This is a genomic window from Ruegeria sp. K7 (genome assembly GCF_056531785.1).
In genome coordinates, this window is the sequence record NZ_JBQFMJ010000002.1 from 346,494 (window position 1) to 373,054 (window position 26,561).

General features: G+C 58.6%; 33 protein-coding genes. 2 read left to right on the forward strand and 31 right to left on the reverse strand.

What is annotated here, in order from left to right; genetic code table 11:
• The 17 genes from ACR0FE_RS06300 to ACR0FE_RS06380 form a co-directional block, all read right to left on the reverse strand.
• A complete protein-coding gene (locus ACR0FE_RS06300; RefSeq protein WP_170613732.1) occupies window positions 1-1,269 on the reverse strand; it encodes an amino acid ABC transporter permease in 1,269 nt (422 codons plus the stop codon).
• 128 nt (window positions 1,270-1,397) lie between these two features.
• Window positions 1,398-2,414, reverse strand: coding sequence for an amino acid ABC transporter substrate-binding protein (locus tag ACR0FE_RS06305; protein ID WP_170613734.1), 1,017 nt, complete (start codon window positions 2,412-2,414; stop codon window positions 1,398-1,400).
• A 206-nt stretch (window positions 2,415-2,620) separates the two neighbouring features.
• A complete protein-coding gene (locus tag ACR0FE_RS06310; RefSeq protein WP_170805989.1) occupies window positions 2,621-3,328 on the reverse strand; it encodes an ATP12 family protein in 708 nt (235 codons plus the stop codon).
• Between the two features lie 4 nt (window positions 3,329-3,332).
• Complete coding sequence (locus ACR0FE_RS06315; protein WP_480535612.1) at window positions 3,333-4,004, reverse strand: HAD-IA family hydrolase; 672 nt, start codon at window positions 4,002-4,004, stop codon at window positions 3,333-3,335.
• Window positions 4,001-5,044 carry an RluA family pseudouridine synthase gene (locus ACR0FE_RS06320; RefSeq protein WP_480911750.1) on the reverse strand — a complete coding sequence of 348 codons (1,044 nt, stop codon included), beginning with the start codon at window positions 5,042-5,044 and terminating at the stop codon, window positions 4,001-4,003. Before ACR0FE_RS06320 ends, ACR0FE_RS06315 begins: the two co-directional genes overlap by 4 nt.
• Before the next feature lie 109 nt (window positions 5,045-5,153).
• On the reverse strand, window positions 5,154-6,467 hold the full coding sequence (locus tag ACR0FE_RS06325) for a replication-associated recombination protein A (protein ID WP_480911753.1): 1,314 nt from the start codon (window positions 6,465-6,467) through the stop codon (window positions 5,154-5,156).
• 3 nt (window positions 6,468-6,470) lie between these two features.
• Window positions 6,471-7,859 (reverse strand): trypsin-like peptidase domain-containing protein, encoded by a 1,389-nt coding sequence (locus ACR0FE_RS06330; RefSeq protein WP_480911912.1) that lies wholly within the window; start codon window positions 7,857-7,859, stop codon window positions 6,471-6,473.
• 79 nt (window positions 7,860-7,938) lie between these two features.
• A complete protein-coding gene (locus ACR0FE_RS06335; RefSeq protein WP_480911755.1) occupies window positions 7,939-8,994 on the reverse strand; it encodes a TauD/TfdA family dioxygenase in 1,056 nt (351 codons plus the stop codon).
• 160 nt (window positions 8,995-9,154) lie between these two features.
• Complete coding sequence (rplQ, locus tag ACR0FE_RS06340; RefSeq protein WP_170613748.1) at window positions 9,155-9,577, reverse strand: 50S ribosomal protein L17; 423 nt, start codon at window positions 9,575-9,577, stop codon at window positions 9,155-9,157.
• Window positions 9,578-9,695: 118 nt separating this feature from the next.
• Window positions 9,696-10,712 carry a DNA-directed RNA polymerase subunit alpha gene (locus ACR0FE_RS06345; protein WP_170678545.1) on the reverse strand — a complete coding sequence of 339 codons (1,017 nt, stop codon included), beginning with the start codon at window positions 10,710-10,712 and terminating at the stop codon, window positions 9,696-9,698.
• A gap of 114 nt (window positions 10,713-10,826) precedes the next feature.
• Window positions 10,827-11,216, reverse strand: coding sequence for a 30S ribosomal protein S11 (gene rpsK, locus ACR0FE_RS06350; RefSeq protein ID WP_008757289.1), 390 nt, complete (start codon window positions 11,214-11,216; stop codon window positions 10,827-10,829).
• Between the two features lie 15 nt (window positions 11,217-11,231).
• Window positions 11,232-11,600, reverse strand: coding sequence for a 30S ribosomal protein S13 (gene rpsM, locus ACR0FE_RS06355; RefSeq protein WP_170613752.1), 369 nt, complete (start codon window positions 11,598-11,600; stop codon window positions 11,232-11,234).
• A 201-nt stretch (window positions 11,601-11,801) separates the two neighbouring features.
• Window positions 11,802-12,446: an adenylate kinase gene (locus ACR0FE_RS06360; protein ID WP_170613754.1), complete on the reverse strand. Its 645-nt coding sequence runs from the start codon at window positions 12,444-12,446 to the stop codon at window positions 11,802-11,804.
• Entirely contained in the window at window positions 12,443-13,807 is a 1,365-nt protein-coding gene (secY, locus tag ACR0FE_RS06365) for a preprotein translocase subunit SecY (protein ID WP_170613756.1), read from the reverse strand. The genes ACR0FE_RS06360 and secY overlap by 4 nt, the downstream gene beginning before the upstream one ends.
• A 109-nt stretch (window positions 13,808-13,916) precedes the next feature.
• Complete coding sequence (gene rplO, locus ACR0FE_RS06370) at window positions 13,917-14,390, reverse strand: 50S ribosomal protein L15 (RefSeq protein ID WP_170613758.1); 474 nt, start codon at window positions 14,388-14,390, stop codon at window positions 13,917-13,919.
• A gap of 146 nt (window positions 14,391-14,536) precedes the next feature.
• Complete coding sequence (locus ACR0FE_RS06375; protein WP_170613760.1) at window positions 14,537-15,400, reverse strand: hypothetical protein; 864 nt, start codon at window positions 15,398-15,400, stop codon at window positions 14,537-14,539.
• Between the two features lie 161 nt (window positions 15,401-15,561).
• Window positions 15,562-15,777: a DUF1127 domain-containing protein gene (locus ACR0FE_RS06380; protein WP_170613762.1), complete on the reverse strand. Its 216-nt coding sequence runs from the start codon at window positions 15,775-15,777 to the stop codon at window positions 15,562-15,564.
• 417 nt (window positions 15,778-16,194) lie between these two features.
• Between ACR0FE_RS06380 and ACR0FE_RS06385 the strand changes: the two genes are divergently transcribed.
• Window positions 16,195-16,800, forward strand: coding sequence for a class I SAM-dependent methyltransferase (locus ACR0FE_RS06385; protein WP_480911762.1), 606 nt, complete (start codon window positions 16,195-16,197; stop codon window positions 16,798-16,800).
• On the opposite strand, the gene rpmD is transcribed toward ACR0FE_RS06385, so the two are convergent.
• The 14 genes from rpmD to ACR0FE_RS06455 all read right to left on the reverse strand — a co-directional run bounded on the left by rpmD (window position 16,797) and on the right by ACR0FE_RS06455 (window position 25,721).
• Window positions 16,797-16,985: a 50S ribosomal protein L30 gene (gene rpmD / locus ACR0FE_RS06390; protein ID WP_170613764.1), complete on the reverse strand. Its 189-nt coding sequence runs from the start codon at window positions 16,983-16,985 to the stop codon at window positions 16,797-16,799. The two genes, ACR0FE_RS06385 and rpmD, sit on opposite strands and share 4 nt — an antisense overlap.
• A 12-nt stretch (window positions 16,986-16,997) precedes the next feature.
• Window positions 16,998-17,567, reverse strand: a complete 570-nt coding sequence (rpsE, locus tag ACR0FE_RS06395) for a 30S ribosomal protein S5 (protein WP_480903592.1) — start codon at window positions 17,565-17,567, stop codon at window positions 16,998-17,000.
• Between the two features lie 116 nt (window positions 17,568-17,683).
• The gene (gene rplR / locus ACR0FE_RS06400; RefSeq protein WP_010437103.1) at window positions 17,684-18,043 is read right to left on the reverse strand and encodes a 50S ribosomal protein L18; all 360 of its coding nucleotides are present in this window, start codon (window positions 18,041-18,043) and stop codon (window positions 17,684-17,686) included.
• A gap of 11 nt (window positions 18,044-18,054) precedes the next feature.
• Window positions 18,055-18,588, reverse strand: a complete 534-nt coding sequence (rplF, locus tag ACR0FE_RS06405; RefSeq protein WP_170467582.1) for a 50S ribosomal protein L6 — start codon at window positions 18,586-18,588, stop codon at window positions 18,055-18,057.
• An 11-nt stretch (window positions 18,589-18,599) separates the two neighbouring features.
• Complete coding sequence (gene rpsH, locus ACR0FE_RS06410) at window positions 18,600-18,992, reverse strand: 30S ribosomal protein S8 (RefSeq protein ID WP_155148687.1); 393 nt, start codon at window positions 18,990-18,992, stop codon at window positions 18,600-18,602.
• 13 nt (window positions 18,993-19,005) lie between these two features.
• Window positions 19,006-19,311, reverse strand: coding sequence for a 30S ribosomal protein S14 (gene rpsN, locus ACR0FE_RS06415; protein ID WP_068340744.1), 306 nt, complete (start codon window positions 19,309-19,311; stop codon window positions 19,006-19,008).
• Window positions 19,312-19,330: 19 nt separating this feature from the next.
• Complete coding sequence (rplE, locus tag ACR0FE_RS06420) at window positions 19,331-19,891, reverse strand: 50S ribosomal protein L5 (RefSeq protein WP_170613766.1); 561 nt, start codon at window positions 19,889-19,891, stop codon at window positions 19,331-19,333.
• A complete protein-coding gene (gene rplX / locus ACR0FE_RS06425) occupies window positions 19,884-20,195 on the reverse strand; it encodes a 50S ribosomal protein L24 (protein ID WP_039523375.1) in 312 nt (103 codons plus the stop codon). Before rplX ends, rplE begins: the two co-directional genes overlap by 8 nt.
• Before the next feature lie 2 nt (window positions 20,196-20,197).
• On the reverse strand, window positions 20,198-20,566 hold the full coding sequence (rplN, locus tag ACR0FE_RS06430) for a 50S ribosomal protein L14 (protein ID WP_005621870.1): 369 nt from the start codon (window positions 20,564-20,566) through the stop codon (window positions 20,198-20,200).
• 76 nt (window positions 20,567-20,642) lie between these two features.
• Window positions 20,643-20,873 (reverse strand): 30S ribosomal protein S17, encoded by a 231-nt coding sequence (gene rpsQ, locus ACR0FE_RS06435; RefSeq protein ID WP_170613768.1) that lies wholly within the window; start codon window positions 20,871-20,873, stop codon window positions 20,643-20,645.
• Window positions 20,874-20,877: 4 nt separating this feature from the next.
• A complete protein-coding gene (gene rpmC / locus ACR0FE_RS06440; RefSeq protein WP_037311745.1) occupies window positions 20,878-21,084 on the reverse strand; it encodes a 50S ribosomal protein L29 in 207 nt (68 codons plus the stop codon).
• Between the two features lie 307 nt (window positions 21,085-21,391).
• Window positions 21,392-22,567 (reverse strand): elongation factor Tu, encoded by a 1,176-nt coding sequence (tuf, locus tag ACR0FE_RS06445; RefSeq protein WP_170805981.1) that lies wholly within the window; start codon window positions 22,565-22,567, stop codon window positions 21,392-21,394.
• Between the two features lie 116 nt (window positions 22,568-22,683).
• The gene (locus tag ACR0FE_RS06450; protein WP_170681495.1) at window positions 22,684-23,274 is read right to left on the reverse strand and encodes a hypothetical protein; all 591 of its coding nucleotides are present in this window, start codon (window positions 23,272-23,274) and stop codon (window positions 22,684-22,686) included.
• A 98-nt stretch (window positions 23,275-23,372) separates the two neighbouring features.
• Window positions 23,373-25,721 (reverse strand): DNA topoisomerase IV subunit A, encoded by a 2,349-nt coding sequence (locus tag ACR0FE_RS06455; protein ID WP_480911767.1) that lies wholly within the window; start codon window positions 25,719-25,721, stop codon window positions 23,373-23,375.
• A 198-nt stretch (window positions 25,722-25,919) separates the two neighbouring features.
• Here ACR0FE_RS06455 and ACR0FE_RS06460 point away from each other — a divergent pair, with 198 nt between their 5' ends.
• Window positions 25,920-26,549 carry an SH3 domain-containing protein gene (locus ACR0FE_RS06460; protein ID WP_321251022.1) on the forward strand — a complete coding sequence of 210 codons (630 nt, stop codon included), beginning with the start codon at window positions 25,920-25,922 and terminating at the stop codon, window positions 26,547-26,549.
• The last annotated feature ends 12 nt before the right edge of the window (window positions 26,550-26,561 follow it).

Below are 26,561 nucleotides of genomic sequence, written 5' to 3' on the forward strand. Positions count from 1 at the left end.
TTACCGCTCCACCAGTTTGACACGGTTGTTGTACCAGTTCATCACCGCCGAAATGCTCAGCGAGATGGTCAGGTAGACCAGCATCAGCAGCAGAACGCATTCCAGCTCGCGGCCGGTCTGGTTCATGGTGATACCGCCAAGCGTCCCCGTGATGTCCATATATCCGACCGCGATCGCCAGCGACGAGTTCTTGGTCAAGTTCAGATAGTTCGAGATCATCGGCGGGATGATCACTCGCAACGCCTGCGGCAGAATCACCAGACGCATGGTCCGGCCCGGGCGCAGACCCAGTGCGGATGCGGCCTCGGTCTGACCCTTCGAGATGGCCAGAATACCTGCGCGAACGATCTCGGCGATGAAAGCCGCAGTGTACAGCGACAGGGCCAGCCACAGGGCGATCAGCGAGTTCCGTAGGTGGGTGCCGCCGGTGAAGTTAAAGCCCTTCAGCTCGGGATAGCCCAGATGGAAGCCCAGCGCGCCCAGCAGGATGGCCGATGGCACGAACAGCAGGCCCAATTGGATGTACCAGATGGTCGGACGGTCACCGGTCTTTTCCTGCGTGGCATTGGCCCAGGCCGACACTTTGCGCATGGCAAAGATGCTGCCGCCAAGCACGATCAGGAAAGCGATCAGGTCCAGCGAGACGTCAAAACGCAGACTTGATGTCCCGAACAGGTGGATGTCGCCCAGGCTGCGCGAGAACAGAAACTCGGGGATGTAGACCCCGCGGTTGGTCACAGCAACAGTGCCGAATAGATCCATCGTGGCTTCTGGATTTTCACCCCGGAATGCGCGCGGCGCAGGCAGGCTTTCAATCAGGATCGCCATAGCGAATACGATCCAAAGCAGGACCGGAACGTTGCGGAACATTTCGACATAAACCGTCATAATCCGCGCGATCAGCCAGTTGTTCGACAGACGCAGAACACCAACCATGACACCGATGATTGTTGCCGTGATACAGCCCAGAACTGCAACAACCAGCGTGTTCAGCAGCCCGATAAAGGCCGCGCGCAGATGGGTATCCTGCGAGTCATATTCCAGCAGGCGCTGGTTGATGTCATAGCTGGCTGGTTCGGCGAAAAAGTCGAACCCGACTGTTCTGCCCAGCGTTTCGAGGTTCTGAATGGTGTTGTTAATAATCCAGGCTGCCAGAAGCATGAAACCGATCATAGCAATGACCTGAATGGTCGCAGATCGGTACCGCGTATCGTAAAGGAGCATGGACAGCCGGAACTGCTCCTTCGGCGGGTCAGTGAGAGTCGTCATGACCTATGTTTATCCCCGTGCATCCCGGTCTTTTGTCGGCAGAGTTGATCTCTGCTCGGACGTTTCCGGGCGTGTTTCTTATTGATTGAAAAAGGGCGCAGGTTGCCCTGCGCCCTTTTCCGTGGATTTTAGCGGAAAGGCGGTGCGTACAGCAGGCCACCTTCGATCCATTGTGCGTTCAGACCGCGTGCCAGGCCAATCGGGGTTTCCTCACCGATGTTCTTGGCAAAGATTTCGCCGTAGTTGCCGCCGACCTTGATGGCGCGACGGGCCCATTCAGCGTCCAGACCCAGCATTTCACCCAGAGTGCCTTCGCTGCCCAGCAGACGGTTCACTTCCGGATTGTCGGTTCCAGCGGACATTTCATCGATATTGGCCGATGTCACGCCCATTTCCTCGGCTGCGATCAGCGCGTTCAGAGTCCAGCGGACAACATCGCCCCACTCGTGGTCGCCGTGACGCACCAGCGGACCCAGCGGCTCTTTCGAGATGATTTCCGGCAGGATCACGTGATCACCGGCATTCTCGAATGTGGCGCGGGTGGCAGCCAGACCCGATGCGTCGGTGGTGTAGACGTCACAGGCACCAGCCAGATACTGTTGCTGCGCTTCGGCGTTGGTTTCGATCGGAACCGGCTCGTAGCTCATGTTGTTGATGCGGAAGAAATCCGCCAGGTTGAGCTCGGTTGTGGTGCCGGTCTGAATGCAGACGGTCGCACCGTCCAGTTCCTTGGCCGAGCTTACGCCCAGTGCCTTGGGAACCATGAAACCCTGACCGTCATAGTAGTTGACGCCGACGAATTCGAATTTCAGGTCGACATCGCGGCTGAAGGTCCAGGTGGTGTTCCGGGCCAGCATGTCGATCTCACCCGAAGCCAGCGCGGTAAAGCGTGTCTTGCCGGTGGTCGGAATGAACTCAACTGCAGTCGGGTCGTTCAGAACGGCGGCTGCTACGGCGCGGCACACGGCCACATCAAAGCCTTGCCACTCACCATTGGCGTCCGGGCTGGCGAAACCGGGTACACCGGTTGCCACGCCACAGTTCAGTTTGCCGCGTGCCTTGACGTCATCTGCGGTTCCTGCCGCGGCGGCGCCAGCAGCCAGGCCAGCAATCGTCGCCACGCCCAAGATTACGGATTTTTTCATTTTTACCTCTTCCTGATTGTCCGCCCCACTCGGGGGCGGTTCTGTCCGGCAGCATTTTGCCGGAAAGGTTACCCCAAAGGTGTCTCCCCTTTAGTGGCCACGAGTTTGGTCGCATTCATAAACAAACGTCAAGGGTTGGATCAGCGAAAACGATATCAGACGCCGCGCGGCCGGGCGCGACGCACTAAAATACTGTCTTTGAAGGATCAAACCGATAGATCGAAAAAGCGTTTGGCGTGTAAAAAGGCGGATTTCTTGACCTCCGAGGCTTCATGCGCCTCGTCGTCATGACCCCATTGCTCGATCTGCCAGATTTCGTCCAATCGCGAAATGCGCCATATCTCGTCCGGTTTGCGCCAATTCCGCGCTGCGGCAAAACCCAGAATCAAGGATCCGGACAGGCTCACAAGGTCGTGAAACGCGGCAAGTTGAAACTCACCAAGCTCATGAACCTGCCGCCGCAGAGTCGCCAGCGCATCGTCGGATTGCGGTTGATGCAGAACTCCCTCGAAGGATACAAGCCGCGCGGATAAGGTCTTTTCCGCCCAGTCCAGCGCTGGATCCCATTGCCCCGCCTGCCGCTGCTGCAACTCCAGCGGGTGCGTGGCGCGGTAACACAACAAGTCCGAATCGCCGTAGTCGGCCAGCATATCGGCCACTTCGGCATGCTGATGACGCACCTTGTCGATTGCCGCATTTGCCGATCGGGTAAATGGCATTGAGGTCGGATCAACCTCTTTTTCCTGCGCGTCCCATTCCGTAGCCACAGCGGTTGCCATTGCGTGCGTCGGCAGAACCAGCGCCGCCTTGGCCGGGGTTCTGACCTGACGCCCGTCCAGTTCGACGGTGAAGCCTTCTTCGGTTTCAGCCACCGCGCTTTCGGTCCAGAACCGTTTCGGTTTCCAGTCGCTCATAGCGTCATCCCCAAATACTGTGCAGCGCCGGCGGCAGCTGATCAAATGTTTCGATCACCTGCGCAGCGTGTTCCAGTTCTGCGGTGTCGTGGTATCCCCAGGCCACACCGATACCTGTCACGCCAGCCGCGCTGGCCATATCCATGTCAAAGCGGGTATCGCCAATCATGGCCGTATTTCGCCGGTCGACACCGGTTTCCGCGCGCGCTGTATCGATCATCGACGGATGCGGTTTCGAAGGGTGATGATCTGCCACCTGACGGGTGACAAAGAACCGCTCCAAACCGTGCGCCTCGATCAACGCATCCAGCCCGCGTTGCGACTTTCCGGTGGCGACCCCCAGCAAGACCTCGGGTATTCCGTGCAGGGCCTCCAGCACCTCCCGGGCACCGGGATAGAGGGGCGAGTTTGCAGCACCCTGCCTCAGACGCTGGTCGTGATAGGCTTCCTTGTATCCATCCACCAGTTTTTCCTGAACCGAAACCGGGTGATCATGCGCCAGACGGGACAGAGCGACCGGCAGCGACAACCCGACAATCGACAGGATCGCGGAACGATCCGGCACAGTCAGGCCCAAAGCGTCAAAACTGGCGGTCATGGCCGAGACGATACTGGCCTGACTGTCGACAAGCGTACCATCGACGTCGAAAAGGACCAGCCGCAATGGTGAGGTCATTGCAAATCCTCAAAGGGATCGTCCGAGGCCAGATCCTCGGTCCAGCCGAAGGTATCCCAGCTGTGTTTCATATGATCCGGCAACGGGGCCTTGACGGTGATAGTCTTGCGCGTCACCGGATGTTCAAACGACGCCTCCCGGGCATGCAGGTGCAGCTTTTTGCTGATAATCCCGCCCAATTGCGCGCCCCAGCCATCGCCAAGGTTTTCCTGACCCGAACCGCCGTATTTGCCGTCACCAATGATCGGATGCCCAATGGCGGCCATATGCGCGCGCAGCTGATGGGTACGGCCTGTGACGGGTTCCATGGCAACCCAGGCAGCGCGCCCGGCAACCCGGTACAGCGTCGCGTACAGGGTATGCGCCCGCTTCGCGCCCGGAGTACCGTCAAGGTCGTTCAGGTGAACGGCGATCATCTTCTCGCCTTCACCTTTCTTGCCGTGGCCCGGGGCTTTTACCAGACCGGTCTTAATCTCACCCAGATACGGAGTCGGCACCCCGGCGACCAGGCCCCAGTAAATCTTGCGCGTGTCGCGGTGACGGAACGCGGCTGTCAAACCCTTGGCCGCTTCGCGCGTTCTTGCCAAAAGCAAAACGCCCGAGGTGTCCTTGTCCAGACGGTGTACCAGACGGGGGTTTTCCTCATAACCGAACCGCAGCGCCTCGGACAGGCTGTCGACATGGCGGGTCTGACCACTGCCGCCCTGCACCGGCAATCCATGGGGTTTGTTCAGGGCCAGAACGTGATCGTCGCGGTAGATCACGCAGGATTGGATCATCTTTGCGTCCGCATCCGAGATCCGGCGTTTGACCTCAACCGGCTTGTGATCAGCGTCTGGCAAGGGCGGAACCCGCACGACCTGCCCGGCCTCAAGCCGGGTCGAGGCCTTGGCCCGACCGCCGTCAATCCGCAGCTCGCCCTTGCGGCACATCTTTTCGATACGGCCCTGCCCGACATGCGGGAACATGCGGCGCAACCAACGGTCCAGCCGCTGGTCGCTGTCGTCCTCTGCGACGGTGATCATCTGTACGCCACTCATGCCATTGCCCCTTGCACCGCGCGACTGGCCCGCCCGGATTTCACCGATGTCAGTGTGTTAGAAAACATGCGCGTCTGTCGCGCGCAAAGCAGCAAGAGTCAAGCCAGCCCTAGTTCTCGTTCCGCTGCGCGCGCAGCTTTGCGAAATAGTCCAGCCGCTTTTTCAGTTCCCGCTCGAATCCCCGCTCGACCGGCTGGTACAGCATCGGCCGCTTCATCGTTTCCGGAAAGTAGTTCTGGCCCGAGAATCCATCCTCGGCATCATGGTCATAGGCATAGCCAGCCCCGTAGCCCTGGTCCTTCATCAGTGTCGTGGGCGCATTCAGGATGTGCTTTGGCGGCGGCTCGCTGCCGGATTGTTTGGCCAGACGCATCGCCGCCTTGTAGCCGACATAGGCGCCGTTCGATTTTGGCGCCAGCGCCAGATAGACCAGCGCCTGCGCCAGCGCCAATTCTCCTTCCGGAGAGCCCAGCCGCTCGTACACCTCCCACGCATGCAGGCAGATCGACTGCGCCTGCGGGTCGGCCAGGCCGATATCCTCAACCGCCATCCGGGTAATCCGGCGGGCCAGATACCTTGGATCCTCGCCCCCCGTCAGCATACGTGCAAACCAATACAGCGCCGCATCCGGATCCGACCCGCGAACTGATTTGTGCAGGGCCGAGATCAGGTTGTAATGCTCGTCCCCCGATTTGTCGTATTTCGCGGCACGCCGCATCAACCGCGTGGACAGCGCGTCGGGGTCAAGCGGTACGTCGACCTTCCACGCTGCAACCTGCTCAATCAGGTTCAGCAACGCGCGACCGTCTCCGTCCGCCATTTCCTGCAAGGCATCCCGGGCGGCAGGCGTCAGGGGCAAGGCGCGGCCAAGATCTTTTTCGGCCCGCTGCGTCAGACGTTCCAGATCGGCAAGGCTCAGCCGTTCGAGCACCAGCACCTGTGCACGGCTGAGAACAGCCGCATTCAGTTCGAACGAAGGGTTTTCCGTGGTCGCCCCCACCAGCAGGATCGTGCCATCCTCCATATGCGGAAGAAACCCGTCCTGCTGCGCCTTATTGAACCGATGGATTTCATCAACGAACAAAAGGGTGCCCTGCCCGTTCTGACGCCGTATCTTTGCTGCCTCGAACACTTTTTTCAGGTCCGGAACACCGGTGAAAATCGCGCTGATCTGGACAAAATGCAGATCAGTCTCTTGTGCCAGCAACCGCGCAATCGTGGTCTTGCCTACCCCCGGTGGCCCCCAGAACACCAAACTCGACAGGCTACCAGCGGCCAGCATGACGCCCAGAGGCGCGTCCGGGCCAAGCACCTGCTCTTGTCCGATCACCTCACCCAGCGTCTTGGGACGCAGCCGGTCCGCCAAGGGGCGATGCGGCGCGGTTGCGGGCTCGGGTGCCCCGGTATCGAACAGATCACTCACGGGTCAGAGCCGAAACCGCAATGAAACCGCGCGTCCACCGCGCTGAACGTTCATTTGCACCCGGCGCCCGGGGTCAGTCAGCGCCTCGACGACATCGCCGGGCTGCTCAATCTCAGTGTCATTGATGCTGGCCAGGACGTCTCCGGGCCTCAGACCGGCGCGTGCTCCCAATGAGCCCGGATCAACCACAACAATGCCGGTCTGTGACAGAACCAATCCCAACTGCGAGATCAGTGCGGGATTGATCCGGGCGACGGTCAGGTTGGGCAGAACGGTTTTGTCATCCAACGTGGTCTCATCGGCGGGCGGACTGTCCGGAGCGCGGACCAAATCCACTTTCACATCCGCGCTTTTGTCTCCGCGCAGACGGGTCAGAACCGAGGTTCCCCCGACACCGGCAACCGACATCCGGAATTTCATCTCGGCGGGCGAATTTACCTCATCCCCGTCAACATGGGTGACAACATCGCCAACCCGCAACCCGGCCGCAGCCAGCGGGCTGAGGTCATGCAGGTCCGAGATCACCACGCCTAGCGGAATGGCCAGACCCAGCGATTCGGCGATATCGGCGCTCATATGCTGGCCCGCCATCCCGGCCCAGGGGCTGACAAAGCTCTCGTTGCCGGACTTCGCCTGCCGCAGGAATTCGGCAACCAGATTTGCCGGAATGGCAAAGCCAATGCCGTTGGATCCGCCCGACCGGGTCAGGATCGAGGTGTTGATCCCGATCAGATCACCGTTCACGTCAATCAGCGCCCCACCGGAGTTACCCGGATTGATCGCCGCATCTGTCTGGATAAAGTACCCGCGCGCATTTCCCGTAGCTGTTCCGGTTCGTGCCAGCCCGGAAATTATGCCGGACGATACGGTTTGACCCACGCCAAACGGATTGCCGATGGCCAGCGCCAATTCGCCCACCTCGACTTGATCAGAGTCGCGGAAATTCAGATGCGGCAGTTCAGCGGCCTCTTCCAGCCGAAGAATGGCAATGTCGCTTTCCTGATCGCCCAGAACCACTTGCGCTGAATACTCGCGCCGGTCCGTTGTCACCACACGGATTTCCGTCGCCATGCCGACAACATGGTAATTTGACACAACATAGCCGTCCGCAGACAGAATGACGCCGGACCCCAGCGAGTTCTGAACCCGCGGCTGCGGTTCGGCAAATCCTCTGCCGAAGAACTCCTGAAAGAACGGGTCCGAGAAAAACGGATTGGCCCGGCCTTGCGTTACGATCTTGGCGTAGATGTTAACGACGGCCGGAGCAGCCTGTTTGACCACCGGGGCAAATCCCAGGCTTATTTCGGCCTGCGATGTCGGCACTTTCGTTTCGGCATTAGCTGACACGGCAAGCGTCGCCAGCATCAGAGAACAGAGAACTTTCCGCATGATCCATCCGTCGATTAATGGTCCATCGGATATGCGTCTACACGGGCCGTAATGCAAGCTTCCGCGCAGCACCTGTGGGCGGTCAGTCCAACGGCGCGTGCAGCCGCGTTCCTTCCGTGATGATCCCGCCGCGTTGTCCGACCTCAATTGTTCCGTACCGCTGCCTGAATACATCGGGCAACTCACGGTCTCCCTCGGGCGACAGCCACAGTCTCAACAAGTGCCGCCGTTCAGATGGGTTAGGCCAATCCACAAAGCCAGTGCGGTCATGCAGTTGCGAGTGGTTGTACACGAACTGCATGTCCCCGGGCTGTAACCGCATGGTCAGGCAAAGGTCGGGGTCATTCGCCAGCGCATCAAAGCGATCCAGCGCCTCAACGTGATCCGGTGTAAGCCGCATCGCGTCCGGAAACCGCTGGGCACTGTCGATATACTGCCTTTGATAAAACACTGTCAGCTTGCCGTCGTGCCAGGAAAATGGTGGAATCGTCATGTAGGGCTTCATGCCGTCCGGCACCTCCCCTCTTCTGTCGGTCGCAAGGGGTTCAAACAACAGTTCCAGCAATTCCGGGCATTCGGATCGCATCCTGTTATAGATCGTTTCAGCACTCACCAGCAGCGAGTCTCCGCCCTCTTTGGCCTCACGCAGACAAAGCAGGCCAACAATATCTGCGCTGTCGGTGTGAAATGTCTGGCGTTCATGCGTTTGATAGATCCGGGTATTGGGATCGTTCGCATCCGCACCGATATCGCGGACGTGGCCCAGAATGTGCCCCTGAGCGTTTTGAGAACGGGCCGAACCCAAATGGGCACCAACACCGCAGAAAATCGTAGCTGCCATCTTTTGCGTATAGTCCTGCACCGGAAGGCCGCGGATCACTTCGAACCCGATCCCGTTGATCAGCTTCTCTCGTAGCAGCGCCAGATGTCGGTCCAATCTTTGCAAAGGGAAAGTGGCCTTCGTGATCTCACCAATATCACTTCCTAGGCTCAAATAGTGACTAGCGGCCCGCTCAAGATCGTCAATGTCGTCGGCCGTCAGATCGATAATCCATTCGCGCTGTCGCGTTCGCATATCCTGACCGGTCCAGACAGACGGGCCCGTGAGCACGCTTGGTATTTCATCTGGGATTGCCATCATCCGTCCTCCTCACTCACCTTGAAGCGTGACCTGAAAGGTTCAGGGTTTCATAAACGGATATCACCGCAAATGTGTTCTTTGCGACAGTGAGAGGGCAAAAAATGAAAAAACCCCCGCGTCCGGGACACGGGGGTTCAGATCAGAAAGCCAGGCTTTCTTATTCTTCGTCAGCAGCCTCTTCAGCGGCAACGCGGGCCTTGTCAGCCGCGCCTTTGGCATCAACATCACGATCAACGAATTCGATGATCGCCATCGGAGCCATGTCGCCATAGCGGAAGCCAGCTTTCAGGATGCGGACATAGCCGCCCTGACGCTCAGCATAGCGGGGGCCCAGAACTTCGAACAGCTTTGCGACGTCTTTGTCTTCTTTCAGCTGCGAAGCTGCCTGACGGCGGGCGTGCAAGTCGCCGCGCTTGCCCAGAGTGACCAGCTTTTCGATGATCGGGCGCAGTTCTTTTGCCTTCGGCAGAGTAGTTTTGATTTGCTCATGCTCGATGAGCGAGCCAGCCATGTTCGCAAACAGAGCCTTGCGGTGCTCATGAGTACGGTTCAGGCGGCGGTAACCACGTGCGTGACGCATTTTCTAGTTCCTTCTTTCGCGTTTTGCTTTGTCTGGCCGGCGATGCGTGTCACCGGCTCTCCTTGGGGCGGAAGTGCCCTTGTTGTCCCCGGTCGTCCGGGCATTGGGGAAGACGCGCTTAGAACGCGTCTTCGAATTTCTTCGCCAGATCTTCGATATTGTCCGGCGGCCAGTCCTCGACATCCATGCCGAGGTGCAGACCCATGCCGGACAGCACTTCCTTGATCTCGTTCAGAGACTTGCGGCCGAAGTTCGGGGTGCGCAGCATCTCGGCTTCGGTCTTCTGGATCAGGTCGCCGATATAGACGATGTTGTCGTTCTTCAGGCAGTTTGCCGAACGGACCGACAGTTCCAGCTCGTCGACTTTCTTCAGCAGCAGCGGGTTGAACTCCAGACCATCGTCTTCGTCCTGGCGGCCAGCCGATTCCGGCTCGTCGAAGTTGACGAAAATCGACAGCTGGTCCTGCAGGATACGAGCGGCAAAGGCCAGCGCATCATCCGGAGTGATCGATCCGTCGGTTTCGATCTTCAGGGTCAGCTTGTCGTAGTCCAGAACCTGACCTTCACGAGTCGGCTGAACGTCGTAAGCAACCTTTTTGACCGGCGAATAGATCGCGTCGATCGGAATCAGGCCGATGGGTGCGTCTTCCGGCTTGTTCTTTTCAGCCGAGACGTAGCCCTTGCCGGTGTTGACGGTCAGTTCCATGAACAGGTCGGCGCCATCGTCCAGGTGGCAGATGACGTGATCGCGGTTCAGAACCTCGATGCCGGCGCTTTCGCTGATGTCGCCAGCGGTGACGACAGCGGGGCCTTTGGCATTGATCGACAGGCGCTTGGGGCCTTCGACTTCCATGCGCAGGGCGACCTGCTTGAGGTTCAGGATAATGTCGGTGACGTCTTCACGAACGCCCGCCACGGACGAGAACTCGTGCAATACGTTGTCGATCTGGACGCTGGTGATGGCCGCACCTTGAAGCGAGCTCATCAGGACGCGGCGCAGTGCGTTGCCCAGGGTCAGACCAAAGCCACGCTCCAGCGGTTCGGCAACCAGGGTCGCCTGACGCGCAGGGTCGTTGCCCGGCTTGCCTTCCAGCTGGGTCGGTTTGATCAATTCTGCCCAATTCTTGTGGATCATGTAATCCCTCCATTCCTGTCCGCGCCCCATGACCAACAAGGTGCAGACGCCCGAGGTTCAAAATGACGTGCTGGGGCCGTGCAGAAACACAGCCCCAGCCAAATTCAAAATCGCTTAGACGCGGCGGCGCTTCGGCGGGCGGCAACCGTTGTGAGCGATCGGTGTCACGTCGCGGATCGACGTGATATTGAAGCCCACGGCAGCCAGCGCACGCAGAGCCGATTCACGACCCGAACCGGGGCCCTGAACTTCGACTTCGAGCGTCTTGACGCCATGTTCCTGCGCCTTTTTGCCTGCGTCTTCTGCAGCCATCTGAGCGGCGTATGGGGTCGATTTCCGCGATCCCTTGAAGCCCATGGTACCGGCAGACGACCACGAGATGGCGTTGCCTTGTACGTCCGAGATCAGGATCTTGGTGTTGTTGAAGGTCGAGTTCACATGGGCAACGCCCGATGCGATGTTCTTACGCTCTTTGCGCTTAACGCGAGTCTTGTCACGTGCCATCAGTCAGACCCTCCCTTATTTCTTCTTACCAGCGATGGCCTTTGCGGGGCCTTTGCGGGTACGAGCATTGGTGTGGGTACGCTGACCGCGAACCGGCAGGTTGCGGCGGTGACGCAGACCGCGGTAGCAGCCCAGGTCCATCAGGCGCTTGACGTTCATCTGAACTTCACGACGCAGGTCACCTTCGACGGTGTAGTTGGCGTCGATGTGTTCACGGATGGCCAGAACTTCGGCGTCGGACAGTTCATTGACGCGACGGTGCGCTTCGATGCCCACGGCTTCGCAGATGGCCTGCGCCGAGGTGTTTCCGATACCGGTGATATATGTGAGGGCGATTGGTACCCGCTTTGCAGTCGGGATGTTTACGCCGGCAATACGTGCCACGTGTCACTTTCCTTTTCGTTGCGGTTCCGTAACTCCAGAACCTTTTTTCACAACGCTTGACCGTGGCAGTGCCGCCAGAGGGTCCAGCATTATTTGAGGTGGTCGGGGCAAACGGAACGAATCCCGCCTACGGTCTTGATTCCCTATAGGGATGGGGGTCGATATGGGCTTTTGAAGGGGCCGTCAAGCCCCAACCTGAAATCAGCCCAGGATGGCCTCGATCGAGGCTGTCACTTCTTTGATTTCAGCCAGGCCATTGACCGGCCGCAGATCACCCTTGGCATAGTAATAGCCAATCAGCGGCGAGGTCTTTTTGTAGTATTCCATCAGGCGCGTGCGCAGGCTGTCTTCGTTGTCATCCGCGCGACGCTGGAAATCATTTTCCTTGCCGCAATTGGTGCACTTTCCATCCGCCGGGATCGGTTTGGTGATGTCGTTATAGACTTCGCCACACCCACCGCAGGTCGAGCGTGCCGTGATCCGGGATACCAACGCTTCGTCATCGACGCGCATCTCAATTACGGTGTGCAGCGACTGGCCCAGTTTGGCCAGCAATGCCGACAGCGCATCGGCTTGCGCCAGCGTGCGGGGGAACCCGTCAAAGATGAAACCGGCCCCTGTTTCGGTGGTCAGTTTCTCTTCGATCAGGCCGATCACGATCTCATCGGTGACAAGTTTGCCGGCGTCCATGATCGCGGCAACTTTCTTACCCATCTCGGTGCCCGAGGTTTTCGCTTCGCGCAGCATGTCGCCGGTGCTCAGCTGCACCATGCCGCGTGTCTCGACCAGGTGACGCGCCTGCGTCCCTTTACCTGCCCCGGGGGGGCCAAGAAGAATAATGTTCATCGACGAGACGGTCCCTTCCTGCCGCGTTTCTTGCCTTTGCCGCGCAGTTGGGACTTTTCGATAAGCCCTTCGTATTGGTGCGCCAGCAAGTGGCTCTGGACCTGTTGGATCGTGTCCATGGTCACAGAGACGATAATCAGAACCGAGGTGCCGCCAAAATAGAACGGAATGGCGAACTGGCCCCGCAGAATTTCAGGCAGCAGACAGACCGCCGCCAGATAGCCCGAACCCAGTACCAGAACGCGGTTGACCACGTATTCCAGATACTCTGCCGTTTTCTTGCCCGGACGGATGCCAGGAACAAAGCCGTTCTGCTTTTTCAGGTTGTCCGCCACATCGTCCGGTTTGAACGACACGTTGAACGTGTAGAAATATGCGAAGAACACGATCATCGATGCAAAGAACAGCAGGTAGAGCGGTTGCCCGGGGCCAAAATTCGCCAGCAACCACGACATCACAGGACCGCTGGCCGCACCCGACGAGAAGGTCGAGATCGTCACCGGCAGAAGCAGCAGCGAACTTGCGAAGATTGCCGGGATAACGCCGGCCGGGTTCACCTTGACCGGAAGATGGCTGGAACCGCCTTCATAGATCTTCATGCCAGCCTGACGGCGCGGATACTGGATGTGGATCTTGCGCAGGGCCCGCTCCATGAACACCACAAAGGTGATCACGGCGATGACCATTACGATTACACCAATGATCACGGCGGGGCTGATCGCACCGCTGCGTCCGCTGGCAAAGAACTGCGCCAGCGCGGCCGGAACTTCGGCGATGATGCCGACAAAGATGATCAGAGAGATACCGTTGCCGATGCCGCGCGCGGTGATCTGTTCACCCAGCCACATCAGGAACATGGTGCCGCCAACCAGCGTGATCATGGTCGACATGCGGAAATAAAGCCCCGGATCGGTCGCCAGATCCCCCGATTCCAGCGAAACAGCCAGGCCATAGGCCTGAACCGTGGCCAGCGCCACGGTGCCGAAACGGGTATACTGGTTGATTTTCTTGCGCCCCTGCTCGCCCTCTTTCTTGAGCTGTTCGAGCGCGGGAACCATCGATGTCAGCAGCTGCACGATGATCGAGGCCGAGATGTAGGGCATGATGCCGAGGGCAAAGATGCCCATCCGCCCAAGCGCCCCGCCGGTGAACATCGAAACCATGCCGCCAATGCCTTGCCCCGCCTGCTCCATGAACTCACGCAGCGCTTGACCGTCGATCCCCGGCACCGGAATGAAGGTGCCCAGGCGATAGACGATCAGCAAACCCAGCGTGAACAGGATGCGGTTGCGCAGATCGGTGGCTTTGCCAAGGGCAGCCCAGCTTGTGTTGGCTGCCATTTGTTCTGCTGCTGATACCATAAATCGGTCTCTCTTATGAAAACACCGCCCGGAACCGTTTTCCGGCTCGGGCGGCGTCTTGGAAAACTCTGAGGTCTATGTAAGCGGGTCTTTGCCCGCTCACAAGCGCTTACTCTGCCGCAGCGGCTTTTGTGACCGTCAGTGAACCGCCCGCTTTTTCAACTGCCTCAACGGCAGCTTTCGAAGCACCGGTGACTTCCAGGTTCACTTTGGCGCTGATTTCGCCCTTGGCCAGAACACGGATGCCGTCCAGCTTGCGGCGCACCAGACCGGAAGCAACCAGTGCGTCCTCGGTGATCGCAGCCTTGGCGTCCAGTTTGCCGGCTTCGACGAACTTCTGGATCAGGCCCAGGTTGATAACGGCGAATTCCTTGCGGTTCGGCTTGCTGAAGCCGCGCTTGGGTAGGCGCTGGTACAGCGGCATCTGGCCGCCTTCGTAGCCATTGATGGCCACACCCGAACGGGATTTCTGGCCTTTGATACCACGGCCACCCATTTTACCTTTGCCGGAACCCGGACCACGGCCAACGCGGGTGCGTTTCGGTGTGGCGCCAGGATTGTCGCGCAATTCGTGCAGTTTCATTTCGCTTCTCCTAAGCCGGATGTGGCCCCCGAAGCGTGATGGGCCAAACACGGCATTTCTTGGTTTTTGATTCGTATGGCGCAAGGCCACCGCAGGCGTATAGGCCCGTTAATGCCAGTTGGCAAGCCTGCGGGACGGGTCAGATGTTATTCGTCACCCTCAGCCATTTCGTCTTCGATAACGCCCTTCGGCCGGAGCGGCGCCGCATGTGGATCGATGCCATGCTTTTTCACAAGCTGACCCACCAGGCTTTCGGGGTGCGGAATGCCGGAAAACCTGTTGAAGATGAATGACCGCATGCGACGGCCGTAGAAATGGATCGACATCGTCTCATCTGTGATGAATCGCTCGGCACCGCCATTGGCCCGGCTCATGACGCGCCGTTCCTTGTAAGACACCGGATAAAGGACTTGGGTAGGAAACGAGAAACGATCCTCACCATTCTGCTGCAACAGCCAGGTCAGTGCTCGGGGGCCCCAAACGCCCCAGGGCATTTCACCGGCATGTTTGGGGTTGCCGTCCAGGGCATCGCGTATCAGCTCGGCCCGCAGCTTCGACGGCAGCCACGGCGGAATACGATAAGGGTTTTCAGTGTAGTCGATCAGATCATAGAGTGTCGGGCTGTCCGGCGGCAACCTAAGAACACCATTGTTGATCTCATGCGCAGCGAGGCGGCCGTGGAAGTGGCCGTTTTCCGTGGTGAACGGCTTGACACAATACGCATCAGTATCCGCCCAGATCAGATCTTGATGCTGCGCCAGCATGCGATAACGAAACCTGTCCGCGTGTACTGCGGGGCTGCCGGTTCGCTTATGCGTGATGATGTTTTCGTCGGGCATGACCTCCCGCGCATCGCGCCGTTCGGCTCCGTCGGGAATGTTGGGCACATCGCCGTATGTATAAAGGCGCACGTGCTGGCCAGCATCCAGAAACGATTTGATGCAGAGCTGCTCCAGAAAGCTCAGCGGGCCATCGACCCATAGCATCCCGATCTGAAATTCCCGCGCCATGCCCGGCCTTTCCGTCAAACTGAAACGACCCTTTCAGCACTTGACCTATCCCGCGCGCTTTCGCAACGGGGTTCAGGAAATAACCTGCTCCTGTGGCATACGCGGCTCCCAAAACAAAAGAGGCGCCATAGCGGCGCCTCTGGATCGGGTGGTGCGTGGTCTTACACGCAGTAGGCGTGCTTGTGCGCGATGTCCGCAATGTCGCAACGGCGAATGCCGATATCGTCCAGCTCGCGGTTGGTCAGGCGCTGAAGTTCGGCATAGGTCCGGTTGTATTCGGCCGCCTGCGCGCGGGCTGCCTTCACGCGTTCAACGAAGTTTGCGAAGCGGGTGGAGAAGTTGAAACCGTTATGAGTCAGTGTTGCGGTATGTGCCATTTCTGAGTTCCTTTCTGACCGGGGCGTATTCCCCGGAGTTGCTTGTCTTGTTCCTTTTGGGACAAGGCTCAGATAGGCGCAGAGGATAACGCTAACAACGCAAGTTTCGGTCTAGCCGGTATGCGTTTTTGGAATAACCCCCATCGTCACAGAGAACGAGGCGCAAGGTCTCATAGTTCAAAGTATTTGCTGTAGAAAATCAGCCCCGCGAACGGCAATGTCCAGCAAACTCTAATCAAGGAATTTGACCGAATGAACAGCAAAGGATTGCTACACCGGCACTTTTAGAACAACGGTGAACAGCGCCTGCACAAGTGGCTGCACTATTTTGACATCTATGAGCGCAATTTCGACCGGTTTCGCGATCGACCTATTAAGATTCTGGAAATTGGGGTTCACGGAGGCGGCTCGCTGCGTATGTGGCGCGAGTGTTTTCACAGGAGTTCGCAAGTTGTCGGGATAGACATTAACCCCGAATGCGAAAAACACGCTGGTGAGAACTTCAATGTACGTATCGGCAGCCAGAACAACGAGAAATTCCTGGCTGATGTTGTTGACCAATATGAGGGCTTTGACATCGTCATAGACGACGGAAGTCACGTGAATTCTCACGTCATCAAGACATTTGACACGTTGTATGAGCGTGTTTCCTCCAATGGTGTCTATTTGGTGGAGGACATGCACACCTCTTACTGGCCCAAATTTGGCGGAGGTCTTCGGCGCGAGGGCACATTTATCGAGTTTGCCAAAACGAAAATTGACGAATTGAACGCTCAACATGTCCGAGAGGATTATGAGGTGACCAACATAACCAGGACTACAGACAGTATAACTTTCTACGACAGCGTGGTCGTCTTTGAACGCCGCCCACAGGGCAGACGGCAAGCGTTCATTACGCGGTCTGTATGGCGCGAGCCTGATCCAGGTCTATTTGCGGATTTAACCGCAAACCAAAGGTGCAAAAAAAAACGCCCCAAACCGAGGACAGGGGCGTTTCAATTCATTCGAAGGTATCGCGCTTAGCCGCGCTCTTCGACGATCTCTACCAGATGCGGGATCTTGCGGATCATGCCGCGAACTGAAGGGGTATCTTCCAGCTCACGGGTCTTGTGCATCTTGTTCAGGCCCAGACCGATCAGGGTCGCGCGCTGTTCGGCGGGGCGGCGGATCGGGGAACCGACCTGCTTGACGACGATGGTTTTTGCCATGGTTCGCTCTCCTTACGCTTCTGCTTCAGCAGCGGACGGTGCTTCGTCCCGCTTGGGCAGGATGTCGGCAACCTTTTTGCCACGACGTGCGGCAACCGAACGCGGGCTCTGCTCTTTCTGCAGGCCGTTGATGGTGGCGCGGATCATGTTGTACGGGTTCTGCGAGCCCAGCGACTTGGACACAACGTCCTTAACGCCCAGCATTTCGAACACGGCACGCATCGGACCACCGGCGATGATACCAGTACCTTCAGGTGCGGTGCGCATAACCACTTTACCAGCGCCGTGACGGCCTTCGATGTCGTGGTGCAGGGTACGACCTTCGCGCAGCTGCACGCGGATCATCTGGCGCTTGGCTTGTTCAGTCGCCTTACGGATGGCCTCAGGTACTTCTTTCGCTTTACCTTTGCCAAAGCCAACGCGGCCTTTCTGATCGCCGACAACCACCAGAGCGGCGAAGCCAAAGCGCTTACCACCTTTTACGGTTTTCGACACGCGGTTGATTGCGACCAGACGATCTGCAAATTCCGGTGCTTCTTCACGGTCGCGGCCACGGCCCCGACGGTTTTCACGTTCTGCCATTTGGCATCCCTTTTCTCATGTGGCGCATACGGCGCCGTTTTCTTCAATCCAAGTGAGCCCCGACTGTTGCCGAGGCCCCCGGATCATCGGGGCGGATCGAAACCCGCCCGCAGGTCTTAGATCTTCAGACCACCTTCACGCGCAGCGTCGGCAACTGCCTTCACCTTGCCGTGGAACAGGAAGCCGCCACGATCGAAATAGGCCTCTTCGACGCCTGCCTTCTTGGCACGCTCGGCGATGGCCGCGCCCACCTTGGTGGCCGCTTCGACGTTGTTCTTGCCAACAACACCCAGGTCTTTTTCCAGGGTCGAGGCAGATGCCAGGGTCACGCCACGTACGTCGTCGATCAGCTGAACGCTGATGTTCTTGTTCGAACGGTGTACGGACAGACGCGGACGACCCGCGTTGACCTTGCGAAGTTTGTTCCGAACGCGCAGGCGGCGCTTCAGAAACAGGGTTCTTTTGCTGTTTGCCATTGTCTGCGTCCTTACTTCTTCTTGCCTTCCTTGCGGAAGATGAACTCGCCCTTGTAGCGGATGCCCTTGCCTTTGTACGGCTCGGGACGGCGCCACTCGCGGATTTTGGCCGCGGTTTCGCCCACCAGCTGCTGGTCGATACCTTCCACAACGATCTCGGTCTGCTTCGGCGCGGTGATGGTGACACCTTCCGGAGCAGTGAAATCAACATCGTGGCTGTAGCCCAGGTTCAGCTTCAGGGTGTTGCCCTGCATCTGAGCCCGGTAACCAACACCCTGGATCTCCAGCTCTTTTTTGAAGCCAGTCGTCACACCGGTTACCAGGTTGGCAACCATTGTGCGGCTCATGCCCCACTGCTGACGGGCACGCTTGGACATGCCACGGGGGTCGATCTTGACCACGTTGTCTTCAACCGACAGCGTCACGTCGTCGGTCGCGGTGAAGCTGCGGGTGCCTTTCGGACCTTTCACTTCGATGGTCTGGCCAGACACAGAGGCGGTAACGCCGCTGGGCAGCTCGACCGGCTTTTTACCAATACGAGACATTGCAGACCTCCTTAGAAGACGGTGCAGAGCACTTCGCCACCAACATTGTTGGAGCGAGCGTTTGCGTCCGACATCACACCTTTCGGAGTGCTGACAATCGACACGCCCAGACCCTGACGGACCTGCGGAATGTCATTGACGCCCATGTATACGCGGCGGCCGGGCTTCGAGACCCGCTTCAGTTCGCGAATGACAGGGGTGCCTTCGTAGTACTTCAGGCTGATTTCGATGGCCGGGTGACCGTTTTCACCGGTCGTGTTTTCGTAGCCACGGATGTAACCTTCGTCCGCCAGCACGTCCAGAACCCAACCGCGCAGCTTGGAAGCCGGGGTGGAAACGGTGGACTTGCCGCGCATTTGCGCGTTGCGGATACGGGTGAGCATATCGCCGATAGGATCATTCATATCTATGTCTCCCTTACCAGCTCGATTTCACCATGCCGGGGATCTGACCAGCAGAACCCAGCTCGCGCAGCGCGATACGGCTGACCTTCAGCTTACGGTAGTAAGCGTGGGGACGGCCGGTCAGCTGACAGCGGTTGTGCAGACGGGTCGCCGAGCTGTTGCGCGGCAGTTTCGCCAGTTTCAGACGCGCTTTGAAACGCTCCTCCATCGGGCGGCTCTCGTCATTCGCGATTTCTTTCAGCTCGGCACGCTTTGCGGCATATTTGGCCACCAGGCGTTCGCGCTTTTTCTCGCGTTCGATCATTGCTTTTTTAGCCATGTCTCAATCCTCCCGGCGCTTACGCGTTGAACGGCATGTTGAATGCTTTCAACAGGCTCTTCGCTTCAGCGTCGGTTTTCGCTGTGGTGGCAATTACGATATCCAGGCCCCAGACCTCGTCGACTTTGTCGAAGTCGATTTCCGGGAACACGATGTGCTCTTTCATGCCCATGGCAAAGTTGCCACGACCGTCGAAAGAAGGCTTAACACCGCGGAAGTCACGAACGCGAGGCATCGCGATGGTGATCAGACGATCCAGGAATTCGTACATCCGATCACCGCGCAGGGTCACTTTCGCGCCCAGCGGCATGTCTTCACGGACGCGGAAACCCGCGATCGACTTCTTCGCCTTGGTTGCAACGGCCTGTTGACCAGCAATTGCAGTCAAGTCCTCGACAGCAGCTTTCGCTTTCTTCGAGTCTTTGACGGCCTCAGCACCACAACCGATGTTCAGAACGATCTTTTCCAGCTTGGGCAGCTGCATGTCGTTCTTGTAGCCAAACTCTTCTTTCAGAGCGGCACGGATGGTTTCAGCATACTGAGCTTTCAGACGCGGGGTGTATTTTGCGGAATCAAGCATCGATCACGTCTCCCGTGGTCTTGGCGAAGCGCACCTTCTTGTCGCCTTCCATGCGGAAGCCAACGCGGGTTGCTTTACCGTTCTTGTCCAGCAGAGCCAGGTTCGACAGGTCGATCGGGTTTGCCTGGGGCAGACGACCACCTTGCGAGGTTTGCGACTGGCGGGTGTGGCGGATGGCGATGTTGATGCCATCTACAACTGCTTTGCCGGCTTTGGGGTCAACCGAGGAAATGGTTCCCTCTTTGCCCTTGTCCTTGCCGGCCAGCACGACGACCTTGTCGCCTTTGCGGAGTTTGGCAGCCATGATTACAGCACCTCCGGAGCGAGCGAGATGATTTTCATGAAGTTCTTCGCGCGCAGTTCACGAACAACCGGGCCAAAAATACGGGTACCTACTGGCTCGTTGTTGTTGTTCAGGATGACGGCGGCGTTGCGATCAAAGCGGATCGCGGTGCCGTCTTCGCGACGGACTTCCTTGGCGGTGCGTACGACGACGGCCTTGCGGACGTCACCTTTCTTTACGCGGCCGCGCGGGATGGCTTCCTTCACCGAGACGACAATGATGTCGCCGACGGAGGCGTACTTACGCTTGGAACCACCCAGGACCTTGATGCACTGAACTCGGCGTGCGCCGGAGTTGTCAGCGACATCCAGATTGGTCTGCATCTGGATCATGTGGTTTCTCCCGACCTGTGGGGGCTGGTCTTGTTAAATCCCCCAGGGTTTCGACAAATGGAAAAATCCCGGAAGCTTACGCTTCCAGAACTTCCCAACGTTTCGTCTTCGATTTCGGCGCGCATTCGATGATGCGGACTGTATCGCCGACCTTGAAGGCGTTCTTTTCGTCATGAGCCCGGTACTTCTTGGACTTACGGACGGTTTTGTGCAGCAGCGGGTGCTTGAAGCGGCGCTCGACAGATACGGTTACGGTCTGTTCGTTGGCGTCGCTGGTCACGGTGCCTTGCAGGATACGCTTGGGCATCTGATTACTCCTCGGATGCCGCGGCAGCGGCCTTTTCGTTCAGAATGGTTTTGACGCGGGCAGCGTTGCGGCGGGCCGCTTTGATGCCGGCTGTGCTTTCCAGCTGACCGGTTGCCTGTTGAAAGCGCAGATTAAAGCTTTCTTTCTTCAGGTTGGCCAGTTCCTCGCGGAGCTGGTCCGGGGTCTTGTCACGCAGTTCTTGGGCGTTCATCGCCTTTTTCCTTTGCTCAAAACACCAGAAGGCCCCGTAAACGGGTCACCTTGGACCTGGTGGATGAATTACAGACATGCGAATCCCCCGACTCAGCCGGGGGACTTGCAGGATGCCGCCGTATAAGGGTTTGAGGGGTGGGTGGCAAGGGAAAGTTTTGACCAATGCGCGCATGCAGATTGTAAGCTTCAAGCCTGGCGCCAAAACCGATGCTTCCCGAGATTGTTCCCCGAACAATCTCGGTGGGGTACCAAGCAAAAAGGGCGTCCTGCGGGACGCCCTTTCCGTAGCTTTTCGCAGATGCGAATTACTCGATGATTTTCGACACAACGCCGGCGCCGACGGTGCGGCCGCCTTCGCGGATGGCGAAACGCAGACCGTTCTCCATCGCGATCGGCGCGATCAGCTCAACGCCGAACGACACGTTGTCGCCGGGCATGACCATCTCGGTGCCTTCGGCCAGGGTCACGGTGCCGGTCACGTCCGTCGTACGGAAGTAGAACTGCGGACGGTAGTTCGCGAAGAACGGGGTGTGACGGCCGCCTTCTTCCTTGGTCAGGATGTAGGCTTCGGCTTCGAACTTGGTGTGCGGTGTCACCGAACCCGGCTTACACAGAACCTGGCCACGCTCAACACCGTCACGGTCAACACCGCGCAGCAGGGCGCCGATGTTGTCGCCGGCTTCACCACGGTCCAGCAGCTTGCGGAACATTTCCACACCGGTGCAGGTGGTTTTCGCGGTGTCGCGGATACCAACGATTTCGATCTCGTCGCCAACGTTGATCACGCCACGCTCAACACGACCGGTCACAACGGTACCACGGCCCGAGATCGAGAACACGTCTTCGATCGGCATCAGGAACGGCTGATCAACAGCGCGCTCGGGGGTGTCGATGTAGTCGTCAACAGCCGCCATCAGCTCGCGGATCTTCGCTTCGCCGATTTCCGGGTTGTTGCCTTCCATCGCCGCCAGAGCCGAACCTGCGATGATCGGAATATCGTCGCCGGGGTAGTCGTAGCTGGACAGCAGTTCGCGAACTTCCATCTCAACCAGTTCCAGCAGCTCTTCGTCGTCGACCTGGTCAACCTTGTTCATGAACACGACCATCTTCGGGATGCCAACCTGGCGGCCCAGCAGGATGTGCTCGCGGGTCTGCGGCATCGGGCCGTCAGCTGCGTTCACAACCAGGATCGCGCCGTCCATCTGGGCAGCACCGGTGATCATGTTCTTGACGTAGTCGGCGTGGCCGGGGCAGTCAACGTGCGCATAGTGGCGCGCATCGGTCTCGTATTCCACGTGGGCGGTCGAGATGGTGATGCCGCGCGCTTTCTCTTCCGGCGCACCGTCAATCTGGTCATACGCTTTGAAGTCACCGAAATACTTGGTGATTGCCGCCGTCAGCGTCGTCTTGCCGTGGTCAACGTGCCCAATCGTGCCGATGTTGACGTGCGGTTTTGTACGCTCAAACTTTTCCTTTGCCATTCCTCAGGCGCCCTTTTGCGATTTGGGGGACCCTTGGTCCCGTGGTTACATCTGCGCGCGCGAGATATTTGGTTCAATGGGGAAAATCAAGCACATCCTGAGGGAAAAGCGGCCCCTTATGCCGGATTTTGCGTAACATCCCCGGATTCGAGCGGCCGGATCAGATCGGGCCGCCGATCAAACCAGCCATTATCCTTGTGTTCCTCGGCCAGCCACTCCTCAACCCGGTCGGCGACTTTCAGGGCAAGCCCGCTCATCTGCTCTTCTTTGGTCCGCTCGTGTCCCGAACCTTTCAGGGCACTTCCGCCGGTCGTGTCCTCAAGAACCTGAAACTGTTTGCCCTTGGCCAGAAACTCTTTCTTGTTCACGTCGTAGACGTTTACCAGAACAATCGCCGTGCTTTTGGGATTGTAGATTACCGGAATGCCCGGAGGCGCCAGCATATAGCCTTCCAGACTGATACCGATGTCATATTCCTGTGCACCGGAGTAGCGACCCAGGCGAATGTCGACCGCGTTCTGAATGGCTGCGGTCCATTCATCAGGCGTCGCATCCCGCGACACCGGGCCCTGCACCGCCTTTTCGGCAAAGGCATAGTTGACCCGCAGCTTGAATTCGCCCAGCGATTCTGGCTCTTCATAAACCTGCGTCTGGGTGCAAGCGGCCATCAGGGCCAATCCGGTGATCAGGGTCAGAATGCGCAACATGTTCTCGTCTCGATAGGCCTGTTTTTCTTTGATCTAGCGCACCGATACGGCCTGTGCCAAGTCGTATCGGCAGAAATCCACCCGCAAGCGCGCCCTGATCACGAGAATTTATAGTCGCGCGGGAAGCCATAGGGAGGTTTTTTACCAACGCTGGCACGTTTGGCCAGCCACTGGGACATATCGGCCTCGTGCCGGGTCTTGTCACCACCCATCGACCACTTCAGGCCCTCTTCCCAGTTGAAAGTGGTGATGTCGGACAACCCGCCATCCAGCTCCAGCGTGCCCTGGCGGCCGCGCGCCATGTTGTATTTCTGAAGGCGCACGCCCTTGCCACGTGTCATCTCGGGCAGGTCTTCGGTCGGGAACACAAGGAACTTGCCGTTCTGAGACACAACGGCCACGTGATCCCCATCTACCGGTTTACAGATCATCGCGGTTTCGTCGCCCTTGACGTTCAGCACCTGTTTGCCGTTGCGGGTCTGGGCCAGCACATCATCCTCGGGCACCATAAACCCGTTGCCCGCATCCGATGCGACAAGCAGCTTTCGGCCTGGCTTGTGAATGAAAATGTCGATGATCTGCGCCTCATTCGGCAGGTCGACCATCAGGCGCAGCGGCTCGCCCATGCCCCGCCCCCCGGGCAGGTTCGCAGCGCTGACCGTGTAGAACCGCCCGTTCGACGCAAACACCAGCAGCCGGTCGGTGGTCTCAGCGTGGAAAATGAAACGTGGGCCGTCGCCATCCTTGAACTTCAGTTCACGCTTCAGGTCGATATGGCCGGTCATGGCGCGAATCCACCCCATCTGAGAGCAGACGACCGTAATCGGCTCGCGGTCGATCATCGCCTCAAGCGGCACTTCCTCGACCTGGCCTGCTTCGGCAAACCGCGTCCGGCGGGCGCCGCCTTCGTAGTCTTTGCCGAATGTCTTCTTGGTCTCTTTCAGTTGCTCGGCGATTTTGGCCCATTGCAGGCCCTCATCGGCCAGCAGGTCTTCAAGGTTCGCGCGCTCCAGCATCAATTCGTCACGTTCGCGAACCAGCTCCATCTCTTCCAGACGGCGCAAACTTCGCAGGCGCATGTTGAGGATGGCGTCGACCTGAACCTCGGACAGTTCACCCTCTCCCGGCTTGGGCGAGACATAGTCGGCCTCGTTGGTCGCGCGGACGTGATCGATGCCCCAATCTTCGCGCATCAGCGCGGCCTTGGGGTCGTCATCGTAGCGAATGATGTCGATCACGCGGTCGAGGTTGAGGAACGCGACGATAAAGCCCTCCAACACCTCCAAACGGTGATCGATCTTGCCCAGACGGTGGCGCGAGCGGCGGATCAGCACCTCTTGCCGGTGATCAAGGAAAGCGCGCAGCACCTCCTTCATCGAGCAAACCTTGGGCGTCACCCCGTCGATCAGCACGTTCATGTTCAGACTGAACCGCACCTCAAGATCCGAGTTGCGGTAGAGCATGCCCATCAGCACCTCGGGATCCACGTTCTTGGAGCGTGGTTCCAGGATCAGGCGAATGTCATCGGCAGATTCGTCGCGCACATCCGCGAGGATCGGGATTTTCTTGGTCTGGATCAGTTCCGCGATCTTTTCGATCAGTTTCGATTTCTGAACCTGATAGGGAATCTCGGTGACCACGATCTGCCATTGGCCGCGTCCCAGATCCTCGACCTCGAACTTGCAGCGCAGACGGAATGAACCGCGCCCGGTGCGATAGGCCTGTGCGATATTCTCTGGCGGCTCGACAATCACGCCGCCGGTCGGGAAGTCCGGGCCGGGCACGTAGTTCAACAACGTGTCATCGCGGGCGTCCGGCGTCTTGATCAGATGCAGACAGGCGTCGCAGAGTTCCGAGATGTTATGCGGCGGTATGTTCGTCGCCATCCCTACCGCGATACCACTGGCACCGTTGGCCAGCAGGTTCGGGAACTGTGCAGGCAGCACGACGGGTTCTGTCAGCGTGCCATCATAGTTGTCGCGGAAGTCGACGGCATCCTCGTTCAGCCCCTCAAGCAGCGCCTCGGCCACGATGGTCATCCGCGCCTCGGTGTATCGCGAGGCCGCCGGGTTGTCGCCGTCGATGTTGCCAAAGTTCCCCTGACCGTCGACCAGCGGGTAACGGACGTTGAAGTCCTGCGCCAGACGCGCCATCGCGTCGTAAATCGCGGCGTCCCCGTGCGGGTGATAGTTGCCCATCACATCGCCGGAAATCTTGGCCGACTTCCTGAAACCTCCGGTTGCGCTGAGTCGCAGCTCTCTCATCGCATAGAGGATTCGCCGATGCACCGGCTTCAGACCATCCCGCGCGTCGGGCAGCGCCCGGTGCATGATGGTGGACAGCGCATAGGTCAGATAGCGTTCGCCAATCGCGCGGCGCAGCGGTTCGGCTACCTCACCCCCGTTGCCGGGGGTCTCCATGTTGGGGTCGTCGATCGTGTCGTTCATATATGATGTGATACGACGCAAGGGCGGCGTGGTAAAGCAAGCAGCGTGCAATTTACTGGGGACAAGTCGCGCTTTTTGCAACAGGGGGAGGCAAGCCCCGGATTTCCCCCATCTTTCGACTCAATCCCCAAGCTATGCTAAACTTTCATCAATTGAATGCTGCCTGTTTGTTGTTGCGATTACCCGGGGGATTGCGTCATGACGCGCCTTATACTTGTTACCTTTGCTCTGCTCGGATGGAGCTTCTACGTGATGAGCGGCGGCCCCGATTTCGAGCCGCGCGGCCTGCGCGCGGAAAAACCTGTGCAAGTGGCGTCAGTTCCCAAACCCGCACCAAAGCCGATTGCCCCGGCCCCGGCAGAAGACCTTGTGAAAAAAGCCGCTATTAAGCCGGTCGAACCCGAGAAGCCAAAGCCGGAACCTGAACCGGCGCCTGTTCAGGTCGATACTCAGGCGCAGCTGACGCAGGTTGCTGTTGGGCTGAGTTCAGACCTGTCCCTGTTTGGCGATCAGGCCGCGACATTCTCTCTGGCGTCTCTGGATCAGGGTGCGGCAGCGCTGCGTCAGATCACACCTGAGGTGCCCGACGGGGTTTCGCAGACCGTTGCCCCCACCGAGCCCGCAAAAGACATCCGCGAAGTTACGGGCACCCGCGTCAACATGCGCGATGGGCCCGGCACGATCTATCCGGTCGTTGGCAAGGTTTCGATCGGACAGAAGGTCGAAGTGATTGGCGATTCGGGAACCGGCTGGCTGCGGCTGCGCGTGTTGCCCGGGCAACAGATCGGATGGATTTCCGCCTCACTGATCCGAAAAACAGAAAACTGACACAGCGATGTC

What these genes read in the sequence shown, in the direction of transcription:
- ACR0FE_RS06300 (WP_170613732.1), bottom strand. Translation starts at nt 1,269, where the DNA reads ATGACGACTCTCACTGACCCGCCGAAGGAGCAGTTCCGGCTGTCCATG.
- ACR0FE_RS06305 (WP_170613734.1), bottom strand. Translation starts at nt 2,414, where the DNA reads ATGAAAAAATCCGTAATCTTGGGCGTGGCGACGATTGCTGGCCTGGCT.
- ACR0FE_RS06310 (WP_170805989.1), bottom strand. Translation starts at nt 3,328, where the DNA reads ATGAGCGACTGGAAACCGAAACGGTTCTGGACCGAAAGCGCGGTGGCT.
- ACR0FE_RS06315 (WP_480535612.1), bottom strand. Translation starts at nt 4,004, where the DNA reads ATGACCTCACCATTGCGGCTGGTCCTTTTCGACGTCGATGGTACGCTT.
- ACR0FE_RS06320 (WP_480911750.1), bottom strand. Translation starts at nt 5,044, where the DNA reads ATGAGTGGCGTACAGATGATCACCGTCGCAGAGGACGACAGCGACCAG.
- ACR0FE_RS06335 (WP_480911755.1), bottom strand. Translation starts at nt 8,994, where the DNA reads ATGGCAATCCCAGATGAAATACCAAGCGTGCTCACGGGCCCGTCTGTC.
- rplQ (WP_170613748.1), bottom strand. Translation starts at nt 9,577, where the DNA reads ATGCGTCACGCACGTGGTTACCGCCGCCTGAACCGTACTCATGAGCAC.
- ACR0FE_RS06345 (WP_170678545.1), bottom strand. Translation starts at nt 10,712, where the DNA reads ATGATCCACAAGAATTGGGCAGAATTGATCAAACCGACCCAGCTGGAA.
- rpsK (WP_008757289.1), bottom strand. Translation starts at nt 11,216, where the DNA reads ATGGCACGTGACAAGACTCGCGTTAAGCGCAAAGAGCGTAAGAACATC.
- ACR0FE_RS06360 (WP_170613754.1), bottom strand. Translation starts at nt 12,446, where the DNA reads ATGAACATTATTCTTCTTGGCCCCCCCGGGGCAGGTAAAGGGACGCAG.
- secY (WP_170613756.1), bottom strand. Translation starts at nt 13,807, where the DNA reads ATGGTATCAGCAGCAGAACAAATGGCAGCCAACACAAGCTGGGCTGCC.
- rplO (WP_170613758.1), bottom strand. Translation starts at nt 14,390, where the DNA reads ATGAAACTGCACGAATTGCGCGACAATCCTGGCGCCACACCGAAACGC.
- ACR0FE_RS06375 (WP_170613760.1), bottom strand. Translation starts at nt 15,400, where the DNA reads ATGGCGCGGGAATTTCAGATCGGGATGCTATGGGTCGATGGCCCGCTG.
- ACR0FE_RS06380 (WP_170613762.1), bottom strand. Translation starts at nt 15,777, where the DNA reads ATGGCACATACCGCAACACTGACTCATAACGGTTTCAACTTCTCCACC.
- ACR0FE_RS06385 (WP_480911762.1), top strand. Translation starts at nt 16,195, where the DNA reads ATGTGGCGCGAGTGTTTTCACAGGAGTTCGCAAGTTGTCGGGATAGAC.
- rpmD (WP_170613764.1), bottom strand. Translation starts at nt 16,985, where the DNA reads ATGGCAAAAACCATCGTCGTCAAGCAGGTCGGTTCCCCGATCCGCCGC.
- rpsE (WP_480903592.1), bottom strand. Translation starts at nt 17,567, where the DNA reads ATGGCAGAACGTGAAAACCGTCGGGGCCGTGGCCGCGACCGTGAAGAA.
- rplR (WP_010437103.1), bottom strand. Translation starts at nt 18,043, where the DNA reads ATGGCAAACAGCAAAAGAACCCTGTTTCTGAAGCGCCGCCTGCGCGTT.
- rplF (WP_170467582.1), bottom strand. Translation starts at nt 18,588, where the DNA reads ATGTCTCGTATTGGTAAAAAGCCGGTCGAGCTGCCCAGCGGCGTTACC.
- rpsH (WP_155148687.1), bottom strand. Translation starts at nt 18,992, where the DNA reads ATGAATGATCCTATCGGCGATATGCTCACCCGTATCCGCAACGCGCAA.
- rpsN (WP_068340744.1), bottom strand. Translation starts at nt 19,311, where the DNA reads ATGGCTAAAAAAGCAATGATCGAACGCGAGAAAAAGCGCGAACGCCTG.
- rplE (WP_170613766.1), bottom strand. Translation starts at nt 19,891, where the DNA reads ATGCTTGATTCCGCAAAATACACCCCGCGTCTGAAAGCTCAGTATGCT.
- rplX (WP_039523375.1), bottom strand. Translation starts at nt 20,195, where the DNA reads ATGGCTGCCAAACTCCGCAAAGGCGACAAGGTCGTCGTGCTGGCCGGC.
- rplN (WP_005621870.1), bottom strand. Translation starts at nt 20,566, where the DNA reads ATGATCCAGATGCAGACCAATCTGGATGTCGCTGACAACTCCGGCGCA.
- rpsQ (WP_170613768.1), bottom strand. Translation starts at nt 20,873, where the DNA reads ATGCCCAAGCGTATCCTGCAAGGCACCGTGACCAGCGACGCCAACGAA.
- rpmC (WP_037311745.1), bottom strand. Translation starts at nt 21,084, where the DNA reads ATGAACGCCCAAGAACTGCGTGACAAGACCCCGGACCAGCTCCGCGAG.
- tuf (WP_170805981.1), bottom strand. Translation starts at nt 22,567, where the DNA reads ATGGCAAAGGAAAAGTTTGAGCGTACAAAACCGCACGTCAACATCGGC.
- ACR0FE_RS06450 (WP_170681495.1), bottom strand. Translation starts at nt 23,274, where the DNA reads ATGTTGCGCATTCTGACCCTGATCACCGGATTGGCCCTGATGGCCGCT.
- ACR0FE_RS06455 (WP_480911767.1), bottom strand. Translation starts at nt 25,721, where the DNA reads ATGAACGACACGATCGACGACCCCAACATGGAGACCCCCGGCAACGGG.
- ACR0FE_RS06460 (WP_321251022.1), top strand. Translation starts at nt 25,920, where the DNA reads ATGACGCGCCTTATACTTGTTACCTTTGCTCTGCTCGGATGGAGCTTC.